The organism is Oceanibaculum pacificum, from assembly GCF_001618175.1.
GTDB lineage: Bacteria > Pseudomonadota > Alphaproteobacteria > Oceanibaculales > Oceanibaculaceae > Oceanibaculum > Oceanibaculum pacificum.
Map to the genome: position 1 here is coordinate 1 of NZ_LPXN01000106.1, position 21,355 is coordinate 21,355.

The following is a 21,355-nucleotide window of genomic DNA, read 5'->3' on the forward strand; positions in this document are numbered from 1 at the left end:
GCGCAGCGCCGTCTCGAAGGACACGGAGGGAAAGACGGGGAAGATCGGGGGAAATAAGGAGACTGGCAGCGACCCGAAGCGAAACTCGTTACGGCTGCTTCCTTCCGGATCTGACCGGGTTGGCGAGGACTCCGTCCGCGCCAGCCTCCCGGCCCCTATATCGCGCAGCGGGCCGTCCAGCGCAAGGCCCTCTGGCGTCGCAAGGCGATTGAGCTATGCTCCTTGGCATAAGAACAATCGCGACACGCCCGGGAAACCCCTCATGCCGAAAATGAATTTCTACGCCTATGGCGGGCTCGACCGCGCGGCGGCGCTGCGCCAGCAGGAGGAATGGCTGGAGCGCAGCCTGATGGAGCCGGAAACCCGGCTGGTGCCGATCTGGCGCAGCCGCAATCTGGTGGCCGAGGGCGAGGAGCCGAAGGCCGTGCTGCTGGAGCCGGGCGCCGCGCGCGGGCTGATCGACGGCAAGCGGCACACCGCGCTGCTCGGCATCCAGGACGGCGTGACCTATGTCGCCGTCGATGTCTCCGATCTGGAGGAGGCGGACGCCCAGCAGCAATTCGCCCCCCTGGGGGCCTTCGCCGACCTCCGCAGCGTCGGGCCGTTGCTGGCGCGCCGGGAAGGCTCTCTGCTGGCTTATGCGCGCGGGCTGATGTACTGGCAGCTCCGCCACCGCTTCTGCGGACTGTGCGGATCGCCGACCCTGGCGAAGAAGGCTGGCCATGTGCTGAAATGCAGCAATCCCGACTGCGCCACCGAGCATTTCCCGCGCACCGACCCGGCGGTCATCATGCTGGTGGAGGATGGCGAGCGCGCCCTGCTGGGCCGCGCCCCGCGCTTCGCCGACGGCATGTACTCCACCCTGGCTGGCTTCGTCGAGCCGGGCGAAAGCCTGGAGGAGGCCGTGGCCCGCGAGGTGGAGGAGGAGACCGGGGTGAAGGTCTCGGACGTGCGCTACCACTCCTCCCAGCCCTGGCCGTTCCCGTCCTCGATCATGCTGGGCTTCTATGCGCGGGCGGAGAGCACCGCCATTACCGTCGACCCTGAGGAATTGGTCGACGCCGCCTGGTTCACCCGCGCCGAGATGCGCGATTTCGAGAATGTCGGCAAACGCCTGCCGCGCCCCGATTCCATCGCCCGCCGCCTGATCGAGGATTGGATCGACGGGACGGCGTGAGGGTGAGCGCCTTCCCTTAATGTCATGCCCGGGCTTGACCCGGGCATCCAGGGCAGCCTGCCAGGCCGGTGCGGCTGGATTGGAAAAATATCCCTTAAAGCCTCAAGCCCCGTTCTGCTTGGCGATCACGCGGTAGGGGTGCGCGGGATAGGTGCCGAGGATTTTCACCGCGCCCTGGGGGCAGAAGAATTTCAGCTCGTCGAGGGCGAGCTGCATCAGGTGATCCTCGGGGTGGCCTTCGGCGTCGACGTAGAATTGCGCCGCCTCGAAGGAGCCGCCGACCATGTAGCTTTCCAGCTTGGTCAGATTGATGCCGTTGGTGGCGAAACCGCCCAGCGCCTTGTACAGCGCGGCCGGCACGCTGCGCACGGCGAACACGATGGTGGTGACCATCGTGCCGGAATCGGCGAGCGGCACGATGCCGTCGCGCGCCATGATCAGGAAGCGCGTGGTGTTGTGCTCGGCATCCTCGACATTGCGGCGCAGGATGTCGAGATCGTAAATCTCCGCGGCCAGCGGGGAGGCCAGCGCGCCGCATTCCGGGTCGCCCAAATCGGCCAGCTCGGCGGCGGCCCCGGCGGTATCGGTGCTGGCGACGGCTTGCAGCTTCAACTCGCGGATCAGCTTGCGGCATTGCGCCAGCGCCATGGAATGGCTGCGCACCCGTTTCAGGCTTTCGATCCTGGTGCCCTTGGGGGCCAGCAGCGCCAGCTCAATGCGCTGGAAATGCTCGCCGATGATGTGCAGGCCGGATTCCGGCAGCAGATGGTGAATATCCGCCACCCGGCCGGCGACCGAATTCTCCACCGGCACCATCGCCAACGCGGCGTCGCCCTGCTTCACCGCGTCCAGCATCTCCTCGAAGCTGGGGCAGGGCAGCACCGTCATCTCCGGCTTCGCGGCCTTGCAGGCCATGTGGGAGAAAGCGCCGAGGACGCCCTGGAAGGCGATGGTGTTTTTCGGGTCGGACATGGGGGCTCTATTCACTGGAGGGGGCAAGGATGCGCCGCGCCCGTTCGAGGTCGGCCGGAGTATCGACGCCGAGCGGAACCGTGTCAACGCGAGCCACGGCGATGCGCATGCCGGCCTCCAGCGCGCGCAACTGCTCCAGCTTCTCGCGCTGCTCCAGCGGGCTCGGCGGCAGGGCGACAAAACGCTCAAGCGCCGAGCGGCGATAAGCGTAGAGGCCGATATGGTGGAACAGTTCGCCCTCGCCCCAGGGCGCCGTGGCGCGGGTGAAATAGAGCGCGCGGCCGACGGCGCCATCGTCGTTCCAGGCGACCACCGGCTTCACCACCTGGCTGGCCGTGCGCTCCTCCTCGATGCGGATGGGAGCGGCCAGCGTGCCGATATCGACCGAGGGATCGGCCAGCAGGTCGAACGCCGCCGTCACGATGGCCGGGTCGAGCGTCGGCAGATCGCCCTGCACATTCACGATCACGTCGAACGCGCCGCCGGGGTCGATGCGGCCCAGCGCCTCCCAGATCCGGTCGGACCCGCTGGGGTGGTCCGGATCGGTCAGCACCGCCTTGCCGCCCGCCGCCTCCACCGCCGCGACCACCGCCGGCTCCGACGCCGCGACATAGACCGGGCCGATGCCGGCATCCATCGCCCGGCGCCAGACATGGGCGATCATCGGGGCGCCGTGAATATCCGCCAGCGGCTTGCCGGGCAGGCGGGTGGAGGCCATGCGGGCCGGGATCAGAACGACAGGGCTGGCGGGCATGATTCCTCGATCCATGAGCAGGCAGCGACACGAATTGCGACAGAATGCCGCATAAATTTCACCGGCTTAGCGACGGTTTTGCGTCCCATCCTCGGCAAAAGACGATATATCGGACACCGAATTGCCGAAAGCTCGCCGCCTTGGCGCGACGGGCAGCGGCTTTTTTTGGACAGGACCGGCGGAAACCACTAATCTCCGCCGCCTGAGAAAAGCAATACGGGACTTGCACGAGGGCTCCCCATGTCGACGTTCGAGTTGAACAAGATCGCAGCAGGCATCCTTCTGGGCGCCCTTCTGTTCATGGTTACCGGGACCGTGGGCCATATGCTGGTGTCGCCGAAGCAGCTGCAGGAAAACGCCTATAAGGTGGATGTTCCCGAAGAGGAGACCGCGACCGCCGCGGCGCCGCAGGAAGTGAAGTGGCCGGAGCCGATCGCCCCGCTGCTCGCCTCCGCCGACGCCAAGGCCGGCGAAGGCCTGGTCAAGCGCTGCGCCGCCTGCCACAGCTTCGACAAGGGCGGCCCGAACAAGGTGGGCCCGAACCTGTACAGCATCGTGAATGCCAGCAAGGCGCATCTGGACGGCTTCGCCTACTCGCCGGCGCTGGCCGAGGCCGAGGGCGACTGGAATTACGAGAGCCTGTCCAAGTTCATCTACAGCCCGAAGGATTACGTGCCGGGCACCAAGATGAACTTCGCCGGCCTGAAGAAGGACGAGGACCGGGCGAATCTGATCGCCTATCTGCGCAGCCTCGCCGACAGCCCCGCGCCGCTGCCGTAATCGCCGCCATTCCGGTGAGCGAGACCTGCCCTGCCGAACTGATCCGCTTCGCCGGCCTGCTGGCCGACGAGGCGGGAACGGTGGCCCAGCGCTATTTCCGCAGCGGCGTTCTGGCCGAGGACAAGGCCGACGAAAGCCCGGTCACGATCGCCGACCGCACCGCGGAAGCGGTGATGCGCGAGCGGATCGAGAAGGAATTCCCCGAACACGGCATCATAGGCGAGGAGCACGGCACCGTGCGCCGTGACGCCGACTGGGTCTGGGTGCTCGACCCGATCGACGGCACCAAGGCCTTCATCACCGGCAAGCCGCTGTTCGGCACGCTGATCGGGCTGCTGCACAAGAACCGGCCGATCCTGGGCGTCATCAACCAGCCGATCATCCATGACCGCTGGATCGGCGCGGCCGGCCACCCGACGACGCTGAACGACATCCCCGCCCGCACCCGCCGGGTCGATGGCGGACTGGCCCAGGCGATCCTGCAGACCACCTCGCCCGACATGTTCAAGGGCGACAAATACGGCCAGTTCAACCGCGTGGTCGGGGCGACCAAATTCACCCATTGGGGCGGCGACTGCTATGGCTTCGGCCTGCTGGCGGCAGGCTTCATCGACCTCGCCATCGAATCCTCGCTCCAGCTCTATGATTGGGTCGCCCTGGCCCCGGTGATCGAGAATGCCGGCGGCATCATCACCGATTGGCAGGGCCGGCCGCTGGAAGTGCGCGAAGGCAGCTTCGACGTCATCGCCTGCGGCGACCGCGCCCTGCTCGACCCTGTCGTCGCGCTGCTGAACGGCTGACGTCCCTCCCTTTGCCGCCGCATCCCTTCGAGACCTCTCGACGAAAGGGGCGGCTGTCGCCACCCTTTCCGTTTCGTTAAATCCGGTTAATTCGGCGAGTTAGTACGAAGCGGCTCCTTTATCCCCGCCGATCTGCCATTATATCGCCCTGAGGCTGAGCTAGTCGGAACGGAACAACGACAAGGGAGCGTCGGGAACGCATGCGGATCTTCGCCATCCTCCTCTCCGCCCTGGCTTGTGGAATGCCACTGGCCAGCCAGGCCCAGACAGAAACCAGCCACGCGCTGGTGCTTCACGGCGAACCGAAATACGGGCTCGACTTCAAGCATTTCGATTATGTGAACCCGGACGCGCCGAAGGGCGGCCAGGTCACCATGGCGACCATCGGCACCTATGACAGCCTGAATCCCTTCATCCTGCGCGGCGTGCCCGCCGCCGGCCTGGCGCTGACCTTCGACACGCTGCTGACCGGCAGCAGCGACGAGGCCTTCGCCGAATATGGCCTGCTGGCCGAGAGCATCGAGCTGCCGGCGGACCGCAAATGGGTCGCCTTCACCCTGCGCCCGGAAGCCCGCTTCCATGACGGCAAGCCGGTCACCGCCGCCGATGTGGTCTGGACCTTCGAGACGCTGAAGGCCAAGGGCGCGCCCTTCTACCGCGCCTATTATGCGGATGTGCTGAAAGCCGAGGCGCTGGGCGAGCGGCAGGTCAAATTCACCTTCGGCGAGGCGGTGAATATGGAGCTGCCGCTGATCATCGGGCAGATGCCGGTGCTGCCGAAGCATTATTTCGAGGGCAAGGAATTCGATCGCGGCGCGCTGGAGCCCATCACCGGCAGCGGCCCCTACAAGGTGGCGAGCGTCGAGGCCGGCCGCGCCATCACCTATGAGCGGGTGGCGGATTATTGGGGCAAGGATCTTGGCGTGAACAAGGGCCGCAATAATTTCGGCACCCTCCGCTTCGATTATTACCGCGACGCCGCCGTGGTGATCGAGGCGCTGAAGGCCGGGGCCTACGATTTCCGCCAGGAGAACAGCGCCAAGGATTGGGCGACCGCCTATGACTTCCCCGCCCTGCAACAAGGCATGGTGGTGAAGGAGGAAATCGCGCATCAGCTGCCAACCGGCATGCAGGGTTTCGTGATGAACACCCGGCGGCCGATCTTCCGCGACCCCCGGGTGCGCCAGGCGCTGATCTACGCCTTCGATTTCGAATGGTCGAACAAGGCGCTGTTCTATGGCGCCTACAAGCGCACCGAGAGCTATTTCTCCAATTCCGAGCTGGCTTCGCGCGGCCTGCCGCAGGGCGAGGAGCTGAAGATACTGGAACGCTATCGCGGCAAGATTCCCGATCAGGTCTTCACGGCTGAATACAAGGCCCCGACCACCGACGGGTCCGGCAACAACCGCGAGAATCTGCGCAAGGCGCTGGAGTTGCTGCAGGCCGCCGGCTGGAGCGTGAAGGGCGGCCGCTTGGTGAATTCTGAAGGCCAGCCGCTGGAATTTGAAATCCTGCTCGACAGCCCGACCTTCGAGCGGATCGCCCTGCCCTACGCCAAGGGGCTGGAGCGGCTGGGCATCCGCGCCAGCGTGCGCACGGTGGACACCGCGCAATACCAGAATCGGGTGAATGATTACGATTACGACATGATCGTCGGCCTGTGGCCGCAATCCCTGTCGCCGGGCAATGAGCAGCGCGATTTCTGGGGCTCCGACAAGGGCAAGGAGCCGGGCAGCCGCAATTATGCCGGCATCGACGATCCCGTGGTCGACGAGATGATCGACCTGCTGATCCAGGCCCCCGACCGCGACAGCCTGATCGCCCGCACCCGCGCGCTCGACCGGGTTCTGCTGTGGAGCCATTACGTGGTGCCGCACTGGCATTTGCAGGCTTTCCGGACGGTCTATTGGAACAAGTTCAGCCATCCGGAGATAACGCCGAAATACGCGCTGGGCTTCATCGACACCTGGTGGGTCGATCCGGCCAAGGCGGAGCAGGTGAACGCCTTCCGCCGTCGCGGCAACTGACCCAGCCGGCCAGGATAGCCCCCGCATGCTCGCTTACATCGTCCGCCGCCTGCTGCTGATCCTGCCGACGCTGTTCGGCATCATGGTGATCAATTTCGCCATCGTGCAGGCCGCGCCCGGCGGGCCGGTCGAGCGGATGATCGCCGAAATCAGGGGCACGGCCGTCGACGCCACGGCGCGCATCACCGGCGGCCAGAGCGAGCAGGTCCAGGCCGGCCGTAGTTTCGATGCGGCCGGCGGCGACGTGACCAGCCGTTATCGCGGCGCGCGCGGCCTGCCGCCGGAGCTGATCCTGGATCTGGAAAAGCAGTTCGGCTTCGACAAGCCGCCGCTGGAACGCTTCGCCCAGATGATCGGCAACTACATCATGTTCGATTTCGGCGAGAGCTTCTTCCGCAACCAGCGCGTGGTCGACCTGGTGCTGGACAAGATGCCGGTCTCGATCTCGCTGGGGCTGTGGACCACCCTGCTGGTCTATCTGATCTCCATCCCGCTCGGCATACGCAAGGCGGTGCGCGACGGCAGCGCCTTCGATATCTGGACCTCCGGCGTGGTCATTGTCGGCTACGCCATACCGGGCTTCCTGTTCGCCATCCTGCTGGTGGTGCTGTTCGCCGGCGGCAGCTTTCTCGACTGGTTCCCGCTGCGCGGCCTGACCAGCAGCAACTGGGCGGATATGAGCTGGCCGGACCGCATCGTCGATTATTTCTGGCATCTGGCCCTGCCGATCAGCGCCATGGTCATCGGCGGCTTCGCCAGCCTGACCATGCTGACCAAGAATTCCTTCCTGGAGGAGATCAACAAGCAGTACGTCATGACCGCCCGCGCCAAGGGGCTGACCGAGAATCGCGTGCTGTACGGCCATGTGTTCCGCAACGCCATGCTGATCGTCGTGGCCGGCTTTCCCAGCGCCTTCATCGGCGTGCTGTTCACCGGGGCGCTGCTGATCGAGGTGATCTTCTCGCTGGACGGGCTGGGGCTGCTGGGCTTCGAGGCGGCGATCAACCGCGATTATCCGATCATGTTCGGCACGCTGTATTTCTTCACCCTGCTGGGGCTGCTTCTGAACCTGCTGGGCGACCTGATGTATGTCGTCATCGACCCGCGCATCGATTTTGAGAGCCGGGAGGTCTGACCGGTGACGGATACCGCCTTCGCGGCCGACCCCGAGACGCCGGCCCAGGACCGCTTTCTGGGCATCGCCATCACGCCGCTGACCCGCCGCCGGCTGGAGAATTTCCGCGCCAACAAGCGCGGATTCTGGTCGCTGTGGATTTTCCTGGTGCTGTTCGTGCTGTCGCTGTTCGCCGAGCTGATCGCCAACGATAAGCCGATCCTGGTCTATTACGATGGCGGCCTGTACGCGCCGGTGGCCAAGGCCTATCCGGAAACCGTCTTTGGCGGCTTCTTCCCGACCGAGGCGGATTATACCGACCCCGCCGTGCAGGAACTGATCCTGGACAAGGGCTGGATGATCTGGCCGCTGATCCCCTACAGCTACAACACGGTCTCCAGCGACCTGACCGGCCCGGCCCCCTCGCCGCCTGACGGCAACCACTGGCTGGGCACCGACGACCAGGCCCGCGACGTGCTGGCGCGGCTGATCTACGGCTTCCGCCTGTCGATCCTGTTCGGCCTGACGCTGACCTTCTTCAGCTCGATCATCGGCGTGGCGGCCGGCGCCGTGCAGGGCTATTTCGGCGGCTGGCTCGACCTGCTGGCGCAGCGCTTCATCGAGATATGGTCCGGCCTGCCGGTGCTCTATCTGCTGATCATCCTGGCCAGCGTGGTGGAGCCGAATTTCTGGTGGCTGCTGCTGCTGATGCTGTGCTTCTCCTGGATGGCGCTGGTCGGCGTGGTGCGCGCGGAATTCCTGCGCGCCCGCAATTTCGACTATGTCCGCGCCGCCCGCGCGCTCGGCGTCTCCTCGACAATCATCATGGTCCGCCATGTGCTGCCGAACGCCATGGTGGCGACGCTGACCTTCATGCCCTTCATCCTGAACTCCTCAATCACCACGCTGACCTCGCTGGATTTCCTGGGCTTCGGCCTGCCGCCCGGCTCCGCCTCGCTGGGCGAGCTGCTGGCCCAAGGCAAGGCCAACCTGCAGGCGCCCTGGCTCGGCATCACCGGCTTTCTGGTGCTCGCCGTGATGCTCAGCCTGCTGATCTTTGTCGGCGAGGCGGTGCGCGACGCCTTCGACCCGCGAAAGACGCTGCGATGACCGCTCCCCTGCTCGCGGTCGAGAATCTGTCGGTGCGCTTCACCGCCCGCAACCGGGTGGTGGAGGCGGTGAAGCATGTCTCCTTCACCGTCGCCAAGGGCGAGACGGTGGCGCTGGTCGGCGAATCGGGGTCCGGCAAGTCGGTCTCGGCGCTGTCGATCCTCCAGCTTCTCCCCTACCCGGCGGCGCAGCACCCCAGCGGATCGATCCGCTATCGCGACATGGAGATGATGGGCCAGGACCAGCGCGCCCTGCGCAAGGTGCGCGGCAACGAAATCTCGATGATCTTCCAGGAGCCGATGACCAGCCTGAATCCGCTGCATATCGTGGAGCGGCAGATCGGCGAAATCCTGGCCGTCCATCGCGGCCTGGGCAAGGAGGCGGCGCGCGCGCGGACCATCGAGTTGCTGGAGCAGGTCGGCCTCGACAATGTGGAGCAGCGGCTGGGCAGCTACCCGCACCAGCTTTCCGGCGGGCAGCGCCAGCGCGTGATGATCGCCATGGCGCTGGCCTGCCGACCGAAGCTGCTGATCGCCGACGAGCCGACCACCGCCCTCGACGTCACCATCCAGGCGCAAATCCTGCTGAAGCTGCGCGAGCTGAAGCGCGACACGGGCATGTCGATGCTGTTCATCACGCACGATCTGGGCATCGTGCGCAAGATGGCCGACCGGGTCTATGTGATGACCCAGGGCGAGGTTGTGGAGCATGGTCCGGTCGCTGAGATTTTCGCCAACCCGCAGCATCCCTACACCCAGCGCCTGCTGGCCGCCGAGCCGAAGGGCAGGCCCGCCCCGGTGCCGGCCGCGGCGTCGGAGATGCTGGCCGGCGAGGGGGTGAAGGTCTGGTTTCCGGTCAAGCGCGGTGTGCTGCGCCGCACCGTCGGCCATGTGAAGGCGGTGGACGGCGTGGATCTGGCGATCCGCGAGGGCGAGACGGTGGGCGTGGTCGGCGAGAGCGGCTCCGGCAAGACCACGCTGGGGCTGGCCCTGCTGCGGCTGGAGCGCGCCGAGGGCGTCATCCGCTTCGACGGCGCTGAAATATCCGCGCTGAGCACCGGCCAGCTGCGCCCGCTGCGCCGGGAAATGCAGATCGTCTTCCAGGACCCCTTCTCCTCGCTCAGCCCGCGCCTGTCGGTGGCGGATATCGTCGGCGAGGGGCTGGCGGTGCATCGGCTGGCGCAAACCAAGGCCGAGCGCGACCGGATGATCGATGCGGTGCTGGAGGAGGTCGGCATCGACCCCGCCATGCGCTTTCGCTACCCGCACGAATTTTCCGGCGGGCAGCGCCAGCGCGTCGCCATCGCCCGCGCCATGGTGCTGAAGCCGCGCCTGGTGGTGCTGGACGAGCCGACCAGCGCGCTGGATATGAGCGTGCAGGCGCAGATCGTCGAGCTGCTGCGCGACCTGCAGGCCCGGCACGGCCTGGCTTACATGTTCATCAGCCACGATCTGAAAGTGGTGCGCGCGCTGGCCCATCAGGTCATCGTGCTGCGCCAGGGCAAGGTGGTCGAGCAAGGCCCGGCCGATGCGATTTTCGACCGGCCCGCCGACCCCTACACGAAAGCGCTGATGAAGGCGGCCTTCGATCTGGAAGCGGTGGAGGATGGCGTGGTAAAGACCTGACAGCAGGTCTTACAACTATCCGCCGTCAATAAGGGGTTTCCATGGCCGTTCTGTTCAAATCCAATTCGGATTCCGCCGCCCGCTGGGCGCAGGAGATCAGAAAGCTGGTGCCGGACGTCGATTTCCGCATCTGGCCGGATTATGGCGATCCCGCCGACATCAAGTTCGCGCTGGTCTGGGGCATGCCGATCGGGGAGTTTCATAAATTCCCCAATCTGCGCTGCATCGCCTCGCTGGGGGCCGGCGTCGACCATATCTTCCGCGACCCCGACCTGCCCGAGGGCGTGGCGATCACCCGCCTGGTCGATCCCTGGATGGCCGAGGCGATGAGCGAGTATGTGCTGTTGCAGGTGCTGCGCTTCCACCGCCAGGGCGATACCTATGCCCGGTTCCAGGCCGAGAAGCATTGGGAGACCCTGCCCTTCCCGGATACTGCGCAGCGCCGGGTCGGCATTCTGGGTCTGGGCGTGCTGGGCGAGGATGCGGCGGTGAAGCTGGCCCGCCACGGCTTCCCCACCGCCGGCTGGAGCCGCCGGGCGAAGCAGATCGACGGCGTCGAATGCTTCCACGGGGCCGAGGGGCTGAAACCGTTCCTGAACCGTACCGATATCCTGTGCTGCCTGCTGCCGCTGACGCCGGAAACCGAGGACATCATCGACGCCAAGCTGCTGACCGAGCTGCCGAAGGGCGCCTACATCGTGAATTCGGCGCGCGGCCGCCATGTCGTCGACGAGGATCTGATCGCCGCAATGGATGCCGGCCATATCGCCGGCGCGGCGCTCGACGTGTTCCGACAGGAGCCGCTGCCGGCCGAGCATCCCTACTGGACCCACCCGAAGGTGCTGCTGACCCCGCATGCCGCGGCCCTGACCAACCCGCGCACGGCGGGCCAGCAGGTGGCGGAGAATATCCGCCGCGTGCTCGCAGGCGAAGCGCCGCTGCATCAGGTCGACCGCGCCGCCGGCTATTGAGGAAGGCGGCCTACGGGCTGGGGTGCAAATCCATATGGTTGCGATGGGAGGCGGCCGCCGTCTCCTTCGCCACCCGGTTCAGCCGGCGGGCGGCGTTGAATTCCGCCCCCACGATCAGCGCCGCGGCCGAGAGATAGAAGAACAGCAGCGTGATGACGATGCCGCCCAGGCTACCATAGACCACGGTGAACCGCCCGAAGCTGCGCAGATACCAGGAAAAGACCACCAGGATCGCCAGCCAGGTCACGCCACTTAGAATCGCTCCCGGAACGACATCGCGAAAGTGCTGGCGCACATTCGGCAGCCAGCGATAGAGCAGCGCGATCCCGATCCAGACGATCAGGATCGACAGGGCGATCTGCACCGCGTTCACGATCCACACCGTCGCCGCCGCGATGCCCAGCCAGCGCGCCAGCGGCTCCCACAGAAGCGGCAGGAAGACGAAGGACGTCATCACGAACAGCACCGCGACCGAGGAGATCAGCACGATCGCCGTGCCCTGCAACCGGCGCATCAGGAAATGCCGGTTGGTCTCCACATCGTAGGCGGCGTTCAGCGCGTCGCGCAGCGCCTCGACGCCGGAGCTGGCGGCCCACAGGGTCATCAGCATGGAGAAGGTCAGCACCCCGCCCTCGCCGGTGGTCAGTACCTGCTGGATCGCCGGGCGAAGCGTGTCGGCAACCTCCGGCGGCACGCTCTGCAACGCGAAATCGACGAAATCGCGCGCCGTCTGGGTTTCGCCCAGCGTCGCCGCCACCGCGGTCAGGAAAATCAGGAACGGAAACAGCGCGAACAGGCTGCTGAAGGAGATCGCCCCCGCCCGCGTCATCCCCTCATGCTGGACGAAGCGGATCGCCGTGGTGGCGATCAGATTGTAGCAGCCGCCGACGATGCCCCAGAGCTTGCCGGAGGCCATCCTACGCGACCGCCTGCGGCGTGGCGCCGGGGGCCTGGCCGGGGGTCGGCTGCGGCGTGTTTTGCGCCCCGGCGGCATCGATGACCAACACCGCGAAATCCGACAGGAAGACCGACCCCTTCACCGTGCGCTGCACCAGAACGCTGCGCCGGTCGGCATCGTCCACCTTGCGTTTCAGCATGCCCAGCTCGCCCAGCCGGTCGAGCGCGCGGGTGATCGCCGGCTTGGAGATGTTGAGCGTCTGGGCCAATCCGCGCACCGTGTGCGGCGGCGGCGTCAGATACACCGTGAGCAACACCGCCATCTGCCGGGCCGACAGATCGGGCGCATCGGCCCGCACGCCGTTCACCAGCGCAATCCGCCACAGATCGAGTGCCTGGTTCTGAGTCAGCATCGCCATTGCCAAGACCGCCAGCATGCTTTGCATGGAAACTCCGTAACGCAGCGGCAACCGCAGCTCGTTACGATAACGAACTGAATGGTACAGCCGATGAGTGGTTCCGCAAAGAATAATCCGACGAACGCGCGGTTTTGTTCCCAGGCAAATGAACGGGAGGCCGCCTTAAGCCCTCAAGCGTACTGGCCCTTCAGATAGGCGAACACCGCGCGGATCGCCTGCGCCTCGCCGCCCTCGGGCCGGCCGGGGCGGTCGCTGGGGTTCCAGGAATAGACGTCGAAATGCGCCCATCGGGTCGTGTCGGAAACGAAATTCTGCAGGAACAGCGCCGCCGTGACGGACCCGGCGAAACCGCCGCTGCCGGTCGATGAGGTGTCGGCGATCTTCGCCTTCAGCATGCGCTTATAGGGCTGGTAGAGCGGCAGCCGCCAGCAGGGATCGCCCTCCGCCTCGCCGGCCGCCAGAATATCGGCGGCAAGCCGGTCGTCATTGCTGAACAGCGCCGGCAGGTCGGGGCCCAGCGCCACGCGGGCCGCCCCGGTGAGGGTGGCGAAATCCAGCAGCAGCTCCGGCTTCTCGGAATCCGCCTCGACCAGCGCGTCGGCCAGGATCAGCCGGCCTTCGGCGTCGGTGTTGCCGACCTCGACGGTCAGCCCGTTGCGCATGCGGATGATATCCATCGGATGGAAGGCATTGCCGGAGACGGCGTTCTCCACCGCCGGGATCAGCACGCGCAGCCGCACTTTCAGCCCGGCCTCCATGATCATCCGCGCCAGGCCCAGCGTCTGGGCCGCGCCGCCCATATCCTTCTTCATCAGCAGCATGCCGCCGGAGGGCTTCAAATCCAGCCCGCCAGTATCGAAGCACACGCCCTTGCCGACCAGCGTGACCTTGGGATGCTTCTTGTCGCCCCAGGTGAAGTCGATCAGGCGCGGGGCCTGGGCCGCCGCCCGGCCGACGGTATGGATGCCGGGATAATTCTGCTTCAGCAGATCGTCGCCGACGATCACTTTGGCCTTGCTCTTGGCCGCCTTGGCAAGGCCGGCCGCGGCATCGGCCAGCTCGGCCGGGCCCAGATCGCCGGCCGGGGTGTTGATCAGATCGCGGACCATGGCGATGGCGGCGGCCATGCTCTCCACCTCCGCCTTATCCGCGCCGGCGGGCCAGACCAGCGTGGGCCGGACGCGCTCATCCTTGCGGTAGCGGGTGAAGCGGTAGCAACCCAGCGCCCAGCCCAGCGCCACGCGATTGGCCTCCGACGGCGTGAACGCCGCCTCCAGCCGGTAACGCCCGGCCGGCAGCCGGTCCGGCAGGCCGGCGACGGACCATACGCCCCAATCCGCCTCCACGCCGATCAGCACTTGCGGGGCCGCGTCGTCTTTCCCATCTGTCGGCAGGAAGCAAATTTCCCCGGCCTCGCCCTTGAAGCCGGTCGCCGCCACCCAGGCCCGCCGTCCGGCGGGCTGCTCCGCCAACCATTGCGTCAGGTCGCGTTGCCGTACCGGAATAAGGGTGACGGTGCCGGCATTGGCGCGGTTGGCGAAAGCGGATTGGGACACGGCGGCGGCTCCTAAAGGGCAGCGGGGACAGTGATATCGGCCGAAGGATGGCCCGGTTTGCCGGGCCTGCAAAGCCCGTTTCACGCGCAAGGTTGCGCCAACGGGCGGATGCGGGCAGGTTTGCGGGGCTCTGCCGAAGCTGAGGCCGACAGGTTTAGTGGGGGAGATAAAAAATGAGCGTTTCAGACGAAGCCGACAGCGCCATCACGCTCGTCATCGGCAACAAGAATTATTCCTCCTGGTCGCTGCGCGCCTGGCTGGCGCTGAAGATGACCGGCGAGGATTTCACCGAGGAGCTGATCCCGCTCGGTCAGGGCAATTCGCGCGAGCAGATTCTGCGTCACGCGCCGTCCGGCCAGGTGCCGGTGCTGAAACAGGGCGGCCTGGTGATCTGGGACAGCCTGGCGATCTGCGAATATCTGGCCGAAACCTATCCCGACGCCACCTTGTGGCCGGCCGACCCGGCGGCCCGAGCAGTCGCCCGCGCGGTCTCCGCCGAGATGCATAGCGGGTTTGCCAAGCTGCGCCAGAACATGCCGATGGATGCGCGCGAGAGCCTGCCGGGCAAGGGCATGGCGACGGGCGTGCAGGATGATATCAACCGCATCACCGCGATCTGGCGCGATTGCCGCCGGCGTTTCGGCGGCGACAACGGCTTCCTGTTCGGCCACTTCACCATTGCCGATGCGATGTTCGCGCCCGTCGTGCTGCGCTTCAACACCTACAAGCCGGAGATCGGCGACGACGCGCTGGCCTATTGCGCCACGATCCTCAGCCTGCCCGAGGTCGAGGCCTGGGTCGCCGCCGCCAGCAAGGAACCCTGGATAATCGAGCAGGAAGTGGCGTAGCGCCCGCCCCGGAAATCTCCGGGCGGGATCAGTTCGTCTTGCCCGCCGCCGGCAGGCGGGCGGGCTGCTTGCCGACTTCCTCGTAATAACGCATCGCGCCGGGATGCAGCGGGATGGCAACCCCGTCCAGCGCCGTTTCCAGCTGGATCTGCCGGGCCAGCGGGTGGCCGCGCTCCAGCGCCGGGCGGGCGGCTTCGTGCCACAGCGCCCGGGTCATCTGATAGACCAGCTCCTCCTCCACTTCGGAGGAAACCACCCACAGCGCGCCGACCGTCAGGGTCGGGGTTTCCGGCAGGCCATCATAGGTATCAGCCGGGATGGCGCCCGCCGTGAAGAATGGATAGGCGGCCGTCACCTTCTCCGCCGGCGCGCCTTCGATCGGGATCAACCGCACCGGCTGGCGGCGGGCCAGCTCCGTGATCGCCGCCGTGGGCGGGCCGGCGATGAAGAACAGCGCGTCGATCTCGCCGGCCGCCAGCTTGTCGATGGAAGGGCCGGGCTGCGCATAGACCGGTTTGATCGCCTTCTCGCCAAGACCATAGGCCTTCAGCAATATCTGCGCATCGACCATGGTGCCGGAGCCCTTGTCGCCCAGCGACACGCTGCGACCCTTCAAATCCTTCACCGTTTTCATCGGGGCGTCGGCGCGCACGACAAGATGGATCGCCTCGCGATACAGCGCCGCGATGGCGCGCAGTTTGCCGCCCTCCTTCTTACCCTTAAAGGAATCGCTGCCGTGAAAGGCGGAATAGGCGATGTCGGCCTGCACCAGGGCGGATTCGATCTCGCCACGGCCGATGGCCTCTATGTTCTCGACCGAGCCGCTGGTGGTCTTCGCCGCCGCAATCAGGCCGGGCACGCCGCAGCTGCCGCCCCGGTCGCAGGGCCGCGAGCCTTGCGGGTTGCTGATGATCGAGGCGATCATCGTGCCGATCGGAAAATAAGTGCCGCTGGTGGAGCCGGTGGCGATGCGCAGGAACTTCACGCCCGACCCTTGGGCGAGCTGCTGGGCCGACGCCGCGCTGGCGACGGACCCGGCGATCAGCGCCATCGCACCGGCCAGCCAGGCGCGCCGCATCCAGGCCCATCGGCGCCGCGTCGCGCGGGTGCCGGAATCCTGAATCGTCGCTCTGTGCCGCTGCATGGCGGGCGTCTCCAATAGCTCGCCCCATTCCGGCCCGAAGACCGCTCGAAAACCGCCGCCCCCTGTCTCTCCGTTAAGCTATGGCGGTTGCCCAGGAGAGCAAGGATAGAGCGGCGTCCGGTAAGAAACCCTTAAGATGAAGCCTCATAATGACGGAACGCCGGAACCGCGCGGCCGTTGCGATCCGCGGCAAACTGTCGCGGCCCGCCACCGCCTGACCGCTAGGCCAGATCGCGGCCGATGCGCGGATAATAGGCCGCCAGCGTCGCCCCGCGCGCCACCATGAACAGCATGAAGGCGCTCCACAGGCCGGCATTGCCCCAATGCGGGATCAAAAGCTCCCCCGCCGCGACGCACAGCGCCAGGCAGAGGATCATCGCGTTGCGCACCTCCACCGTCCGCGTCGCGCCCAGGAAGACGCCGTCATAGGTGTAGCCCCAGACCGAGACCAGGGGCGAGGCGATCGCCCAGGGCAGCAGCGCATAGGCGGTGGCCCGCACCGCCTCGATGCCGGTCAGCAGGCGGATCAGCGCTGGGCCGCCGGCGACCCAGAACAAGGAGAACAGCACGGCGAAGATCAGCGCCCACAGGAAGGAGGCGCGCACCGCCGCGCGCAGCACCCGGCGGTCGCGCTGGCCGACGGCGCGGCCAACCAGCACCTCGGCGGCATGGGCGAAGCCGTCCAGCGCATAGGCCATGATCGACTGGAATTGCAACAGGACCGCATTGGCGGCCAGCGTGACGTCGCCCATCGCCGCCCCCTTGGCGGTGACATAGCCGAAGGCGGTGAGCAGGCACAGCGTGCGGATGAAAATGTCGCGGTTCACCACGATCATCTTGCGCAGCGCGGCGGCGTCCAGGATGCGCGCCCGGCGGAAATCGCCGCCCATCTCCGCCAGCAGCCGCCGGGCGATCAACAGCCCCAGCGCCAGGCCGGCATATTCGGCGATCACGCTGGCGACGGCCACGCCCTCCACCCCCCAGCCCCAGCCCAGGACGAACAGCAGGTCGAGCGCGAGGTTGACCAGGTTCATCGCCAGCTGCATCAGCAGCGTGACCTTGGCCTTCTGCAAGGCCAGGAACCAGCCGATCAGCGCGAATTTCGCCAGCGCCGCCGGGGCCGACCAGATGCGGATCAGGAAATAATCCCCCGCCTCGGCGGCGACCGCCGGACTGCCGCCGATGGCCCAGAGCGCGAATTCCAGGATCGGCTTTTGCAGCAGGATGGCGATCAGCCCCAGCGCGCCGGCCATCAGCATGGCGCGGGCCAGGGTGGAGCGCACCTCCTCCAGATCGCCCGCCCCCGCCGCCTGGGCGGCGAGGCCGGTGGTGCCCATGCGCAGGAAGCCGAAGCTCCAGAACAGGTAATTGAAGATCAGCGCGCCGACCGCGACCGCGCCGATATGATGCGGCTCCGGCAGATGGCCGACCACGGCGGTATCCACCACGCCGATCAGCGGCACCGTGATGTTGGACAGGATGATCGGCCCGGCCAGCAGCCAGACGCGGCGGTTCCACTCGGAGGAGATTGGCGGGGCGGGCATGATCCGGTGCTGGCGACGGGCTTGGCTTGCGGGAGACGGACAGTAGCGCCGGAATCCCGGGACCGGAAGAGCACGCATCGCGCTTGCAACCTGGACGCTTATGACTAATGGTGGGCTGGCTTTGATCGCAACAGCGGAATGCCGCTCTTGTCTCCCGCGCTCGATCTTCGTCCCATCCTGTTTGTCCTGGGCTGGCTGCTCACCGTTCTCGGCGGGGCCATGCTGGTGCCGCTATTCGTTGACCTGGCGCTCGGCCATCCCGATTGGACCAGCTTCCTCGCCTCGGCGATCATCACCGGCTTCACCGGCTTCAGCCTGGTGCTGACGATGCGCGGCCGCACGCTGGTGCTGCGCCGGCAGCAGACATTCCTTTTGACCACCTCGGCCTGGGTATCGACCGGCGTGTTCGGCTGCCTGCCCTTCATGCTGTCGGAATTCGAGCTGGATTTCGCCGGCGCCTTTTTCGAGACCATCTCCGGCCTCACCACCACCGGCTCTACCGTGATGGCCGGGCTGGACACCGCGCCGCCGGGCATCCTGCTATGGCGCTCGATCCTGCAATGGCTGGGCGGCATCGGCATTATCGGCATGAGCCTGGTGATCTTCCCGTTCCTGCGCATCGGCGGCATGCAGCTCTTCAAGACCGAATCCTCCGACACGACGGAGAAGATCCTGCCCTCGGTCGGCCGGCTGGGCGTGGCCATCAGCCTGGTCTATCTGGGGCTGACAATCCTATGCACCCTGGCCTACTGGGCCGCCGGCATGACCGGCTTCGAAGCCGTGCTGCATTCCATGACCACATTGTCGACCGGCGGCTATTCCAACCATGACAGTTCCTTCGCCTATTTCGAGGAAGGGGCGATCCATTGGGTCGGCATCATCTTCATGACCGCCGGCAGCCTGCCCTTCGCGCTGTTCATCGGCGCGCTGCTGGGCCGGCCGATGATGCTGTTCGGCGATCGCCAGGTGAAGATGTTCCTGGCCTTCCTCGCCCTGGCCAGCCTGGCGGTGACCGCCTCGCTGATGATCACCGAAGTGGATCTGGATTTCGGCGAGGCGCTGACGCTGGCGACCTTCAACGTGGTCTCCATCGTCAGCACCACCGGCTACGCCTCGGCCGATTATTCGCTGTGGGGCGGCTTCGTCGTGGTGTTCGTCTTCCTGCTGATGGTGGTCGGCGGCTGCACCGGCTCCACCACCGGCGGCATCAAGATGTTCCGGCTGGATATCGCCTGGAAGCTCTATGGCGGCTATATCCGCAATTTGCTGATGCCGCATGCGGTGAATGTGCCGCATTATAATGGCCGCCCGGTCACGGACGAGCTGGGCCGGGCGGTGCTGCTCTACATCTTCCTCTACCTGGCCACCTGCACGGCCCTCAGCCTGGCGCTGGCAATGCTTGGCATGCCGGCGCTGGAGGCCGCCAGCTCGGCTTTTTCCGCGGTCGGCAATGTGGGCCCCGGCCTGGGCCCCATCGTTGGCCCGGTGGGCAATTTCGCCGACATCCCCGATACCGCGAAATGGCTGATGAGCTTCGGCATGCTGCTGGGGCGGCTGGAATTCTTCACCGTGCTGGTGCTGCTCAGCCCGAATTTCTGGAAGGCCTGACGGAAACATAACCGGCGGGAACGGCGTTATTGATTTCAGAGCGCCTTTCCGCTCCTCCCCACATTCCTAGCGAGCGCCCGCATGCCCACCGATGTCGTGCTGATTTTCGTGCTGCTTGTCGTCGTCATGGCCCTGTTCATCTGGGACCGCTGGCGCTACGACCTTGTCGCCTTCGGGGCGCTGCTCGCCGCCACCGCCCTGGGGCTGGTGCCGGCGAACGAGGCTTTCCTGGGCTTCGGCCATCCCGCGACGGTCACGGTGGCCGCGGTGCTGATCATCAGCCGCGGCCTGTCCAACACCGGCGTGGTCGATATGATCGCCGCCGCCATCCAGCCGATGACCAAGCGTACGGTCACCCATGTCGGCGCGTTTTCCGGCACGGCGGCGCTGCTCTCCACGGTGATGAACAATGTCGGCGCGTTGGCGCTGATGATGCCGGCAGCCATCCAGTCGGCGCTGAACGCCAAGCGGTCGCCGGCCGCGATCCTGATGCCGATGTCCTTCGCCGCCATTCTGGGCGGGCTGGTCACGCTGATCGGCACGCCGCCCAACATCATCGTCGCCACCTTCCGCGCCGAGGCCATGGGCGAGCCGTTCGGCATGTTCGACTTCACGCCGGTCGGCGGCCTTGTCGCCCTGATCGGCGTGGTCTTCATCGCCACGGTCGGTTGGCGGCTGATTCCCAAGGAGCGGCGCAGCGCGGCCTCCTCGCTCGACATTTTTGATATCGAAAATTACGTAACCGAAATGAATGTCACGGAAAGCTCGCCGATCAGCGGCAAGAGCTTTCAGGAGCTGGAAGAGGCGCTTGAGGATATCGACGCGGTAGTGATCGGCCTGGCCCGTGGCAGCCGCTTCATCCTGGCCGGTCGGCGCGACGAAAGGCTGTTGCCGAACGATGTGCTGTTGATCGAGGCCTCGCCCGAGGCTATCGGCCAGGCGGCGGAGATTCTCGATCTCGCCTTGCCCGGCGCGCCGCTGAAAGAAGATGAGGAAGAAAAGGCGCGCGACGAGGAAGAGGAGACGCCCAACACCCGCGCCCGGTTGAATGCCAGCAACAATACGCTGGTCGAGGCGGTGGTGGCGCAGAATTCCGCCATCGAGGGCTATACGCCCGCCTCCACCCGGATGCGCCGCCGCTATGGCGTCAATCTGCTGGCGGTTTCGCGCCAGGGCAAACCCTATCGCGGGCGGCTGCGCTCCTTCCGCTTCCAAGTCGGCGACGTGCTGCTGCTGCAGGGCGACACCGACCGGCTGCCGGACATCATCCAGGAGCTGGGCTGCCTGCCGTTGGCCCCGCGCAAGCTGATGGGCGCCAGCCGGCGGCTCGCCTGGGCGACCATCGCCATCTTCGGCGCCGCCATCGTCGCCTCCAGCTTCAATCTGATGGACCTGACCGTATCGCTGGGCATCGCCGCCATCCTGCTGGTGACGCTGGGCAGCGTGCGGCCGCTGGAAATATACGAGAGCGTCGACTGGCCGGTGATCGTGCTGCTGGGCGCGATGATCCCGGTCGGCACCGCGCTCCAGACCACCGGGGCGACCGAAGTGCTGGCGCAAGGCATCGTCGACCTTACCTTCGGCGCGCCGCCCATCGTCGTTCTGGCCCTGCTGATGGTGGTGACGATGACGCTGAGTGACATCATGAACAACGCCGCCACCGCCCTGGTGATGGCGCCCATCGGCGTCGGTATCGCCAAGGTGCTGCAGGTCAGCCCCGACCCGTTCCTGATGACCGTCGCCATCGCCGCCTCCTGCGCCTTCCTCACGCCCATCGGCCACCAGAACAACGCCCTGATCATGGGCCCCGGCGGCTATAAATTCGGCGATTACTGGCGGTTGGGGCTGCCGCTGGAAGTGCTGATCCTGGTCGTCTCCCTGCCCGCCATCCTGTTCTTCTGGCCGCTTTAATGCGGGAGGGGAAAAGGGGGCCGGCCTTTTCTTCCTATCCGTCATTCCTGGGCTTGTCCCCGGGAATCCAGGGTTCAGCCTACGCGACCGACATCCAG

18 protein-coding genes and 1 other RNA gene are annotated in these 21,355 nt (G+C 66.3%); 11 read left to right on the top strand and 8 right to left on the bottom strand.

Annotation, left to right across the window (positions count from 1 at the left end; all coding sequences use genetic code 11):
* Window positions 1-56: 56 nt before the first annotated feature.
* Window positions 57-147: signal recognition particle sRNA small type (ffs, locus tag AUP43_RS09740), an RNA gene on the bottom strand.
* Window positions 148-262: 115 nt separating this feature from the next.
* Between ffs and nudC the strand changes: the two genes are divergently transcribed.
* Window positions 263-1,177 (top strand): NAD(+) diphosphatase, encoded by a 915-nt coding sequence (gene nudC / locus AUP43_RS09745; protein ID WP_067555891.1) that lies wholly within the window; start codon window positions 263-265, stop codon window positions 1,175-1,177.
* A 102-nt stretch (window positions 1,178-1,279) separates the two neighbouring features.
* On the opposite strand, the gene AUP43_RS09750 is transcribed toward nudC, so the two are convergent.
* Window positions 1,280-2,149 carry a prephenate dehydratase gene (locus AUP43_RS09750; protein WP_067555894.1) on the bottom strand — a complete coding sequence of 290 codons (870 nt, stop codon included), beginning with the start codon at window positions 2,147-2,149 and terminating at the stop codon, window positions 1,280-1,282.
* 7 nt (window positions 2,150-2,156) lie between these two features.
* Window positions 2,157-2,903: a 3-deoxy-manno-octulosonate cytidylyltransferase gene (locus AUP43_RS09755; RefSeq protein ID WP_067555897.1), complete on the bottom strand. Its 747-nt coding sequence runs from the start codon at window positions 2,901-2,903 to the stop codon at window positions 2,157-2,159.
* Window positions 2,904-3,143: 240 nt separating this feature from the next.
* On the opposite strand from AUP43_RS09755, the gene AUP43_RS09760 reads away from it, so the two are divergent.
* The 7 genes from AUP43_RS09760 (at window position 3,144) to AUP43_RS09790 (ending at window position 11,330) form a co-directional block, all read left to right on the top strand.
* Window positions 3,144-3,683, top strand: coding sequence for a c-type cytochrome (locus AUP43_RS09760; RefSeq protein ID WP_067555900.1), 540 nt, complete (start codon window positions 3,144-3,146; stop codon window positions 3,681-3,683).
* Between the two features lie 14 nt (window positions 3,684-3,697).
* Window positions 3,698-4,483 (top strand): histidinol-phosphatase, encoded by a 786-nt coding sequence (gene hisN, locus AUP43_RS09765; RefSeq protein WP_067555903.1) that lies wholly within the window; start codon window positions 3,698-3,700, stop codon window positions 4,481-4,483.
* Between the two features lie 200 nt (window positions 4,484-4,683).
* Window positions 4,684-6,510, top strand: coding sequence for an extracellular solute-binding protein (locus AUP43_RS09770; protein WP_067555906.1), 1,827 nt, complete (start codon window positions 4,684-4,686; stop codon window positions 6,508-6,510).
* 25 nt (window positions 6,511-6,535) lie between these two features.
* Window positions 6,536-7,645: a microcin C ABC transporter permease YejB gene (locus AUP43_RS09775; RefSeq protein ID WP_067555909.1), complete on the top strand. Its 1,110-nt coding sequence runs from the start codon at window positions 6,536-6,538 to the stop codon at window positions 7,643-7,645.
* A gap of 63 nt (window positions 7,646-7,708) precedes the next feature.
* Window positions 7,709-8,734, top strand: coding sequence for an ABC transporter permease (locus AUP43_RS09780; RefSeq protein WP_157089304.1), 1,026 nt, complete (start codon window positions 7,709-7,711; stop codon window positions 8,732-8,734).
* Window positions 8,731-10,359: an ABC transporter ATP-binding protein gene (locus tag AUP43_RS09785; RefSeq protein ID WP_067555912.1), complete on the top strand. Its 1,629-nt coding sequence runs from the start codon at window positions 8,731-8,733 to the stop codon at window positions 10,357-10,359. Before AUP43_RS09780 ends, AUP43_RS09785 begins: the two co-directional genes overlap by 4 nt.
* Window positions 10,360-10,400: 41 nt before the next feature.
* Complete coding sequence (locus AUP43_RS09790) at window positions 10,401-11,330, top strand: 2-hydroxyacid dehydrogenase (RefSeq protein WP_067555915.1); 930 nt, start codon at window positions 10,401-10,403, stop codon at window positions 11,328-11,330.
* Window positions 11,331-11,340: 10 nt separating this feature from the next.
* Here the strand turns inward: AUP43_RS09790 and AUP43_RS09795 are convergent, their stop codons facing one another.
* The 3 genes from AUP43_RS09795 to AUP43_RS09805 all read right to left on the bottom strand — a co-directional run bounded on the left by AUP43_RS09795 (window position 11,341) and on the right by AUP43_RS09805 (window position 14,202).
* Entirely contained in the window at window positions 11,341-12,246 is a 906-nt protein-coding gene (locus tag AUP43_RS09795; protein ID WP_067555918.1) for a YihY/virulence factor BrkB family protein, read from the bottom strand.
* Window position 12,247: 1 nt separating this feature from the next.
* Window positions 12,248-12,673: a MarR family transcriptional regulator gene (locus AUP43_RS09800; RefSeq protein WP_232315019.1), complete on the bottom strand. Its 426-nt coding sequence runs from the start codon at window positions 12,671-12,673 to the stop codon at window positions 12,248-12,250.
* A gap of 143 nt (window positions 12,674-12,816) precedes the next feature.
* Window positions 12,817-14,202 carry a leucyl aminopeptidase family protein gene (locus AUP43_RS09805; protein ID WP_067555921.1) on the bottom strand — a complete coding sequence of 462 codons (1,386 nt, stop codon included), beginning with the start codon at window positions 14,200-14,202 and terminating at the stop codon, window positions 12,817-12,819.
* A 173-nt stretch (window positions 14,203-14,375) separates the two neighbouring features.
* Here AUP43_RS09805 and AUP43_RS09810 point away from each other — a divergent pair, with 173 nt between their 5' ends.
* Entirely contained in the window at window positions 14,376-15,050 is a 675-nt protein-coding gene (locus AUP43_RS09810; RefSeq protein WP_067555925.1) for a glutathione S-transferase family protein, read from the top strand.
* A gap of 28 nt (window positions 15,051-15,078) precedes the next feature.
* Here the strand turns inward: AUP43_RS09810 and AUP43_RS09815 are convergent, their stop codons facing one another.
* Window positions 15,079-16,194, bottom strand: a complete 1,116-nt coding sequence (locus AUP43_RS09815; protein WP_067555928.1) for a TAXI family TRAP transporter solute-binding subunit — start codon at window positions 16,192-16,194, stop codon at window positions 15,079-15,081.
* 221 nt (window positions 16,195-16,415) lie between these two features.
* Window positions 16,416-17,738 carry an MATE family efflux transporter gene (locus tag AUP43_RS09820; protein WP_067555931.1) on the bottom strand — a complete coding sequence of 441 codons (1,323 nt, stop codon included), beginning with the start codon at window positions 17,736-17,738 and terminating at the stop codon, window positions 16,416-16,418.
* Between the two features lie 138 nt (window positions 17,739-17,876).
* Here AUP43_RS09820 and AUP43_RS09825 point away from each other — a divergent pair, with 138 nt between their 5' ends.
* Complete coding sequence (locus AUP43_RS09825; protein WP_157089302.1) at window positions 17,877-19,346, top strand: TrkH family potassium uptake protein; 1,470 nt, start codon at window positions 17,877-17,879, stop codon at window positions 19,344-19,346.
* A gap of 81 nt (window positions 19,347-19,427) precedes the next feature.
* Window positions 19,428-21,257, top strand: a complete 1,830-nt coding sequence (locus tag AUP43_RS09830) for an SLC13 family permease (protein WP_067555936.1) — start codon at window positions 19,428-19,430, stop codon at window positions 21,255-21,257.
* Window positions 21,258-21,355: the final 98 nt, after the last annotated feature.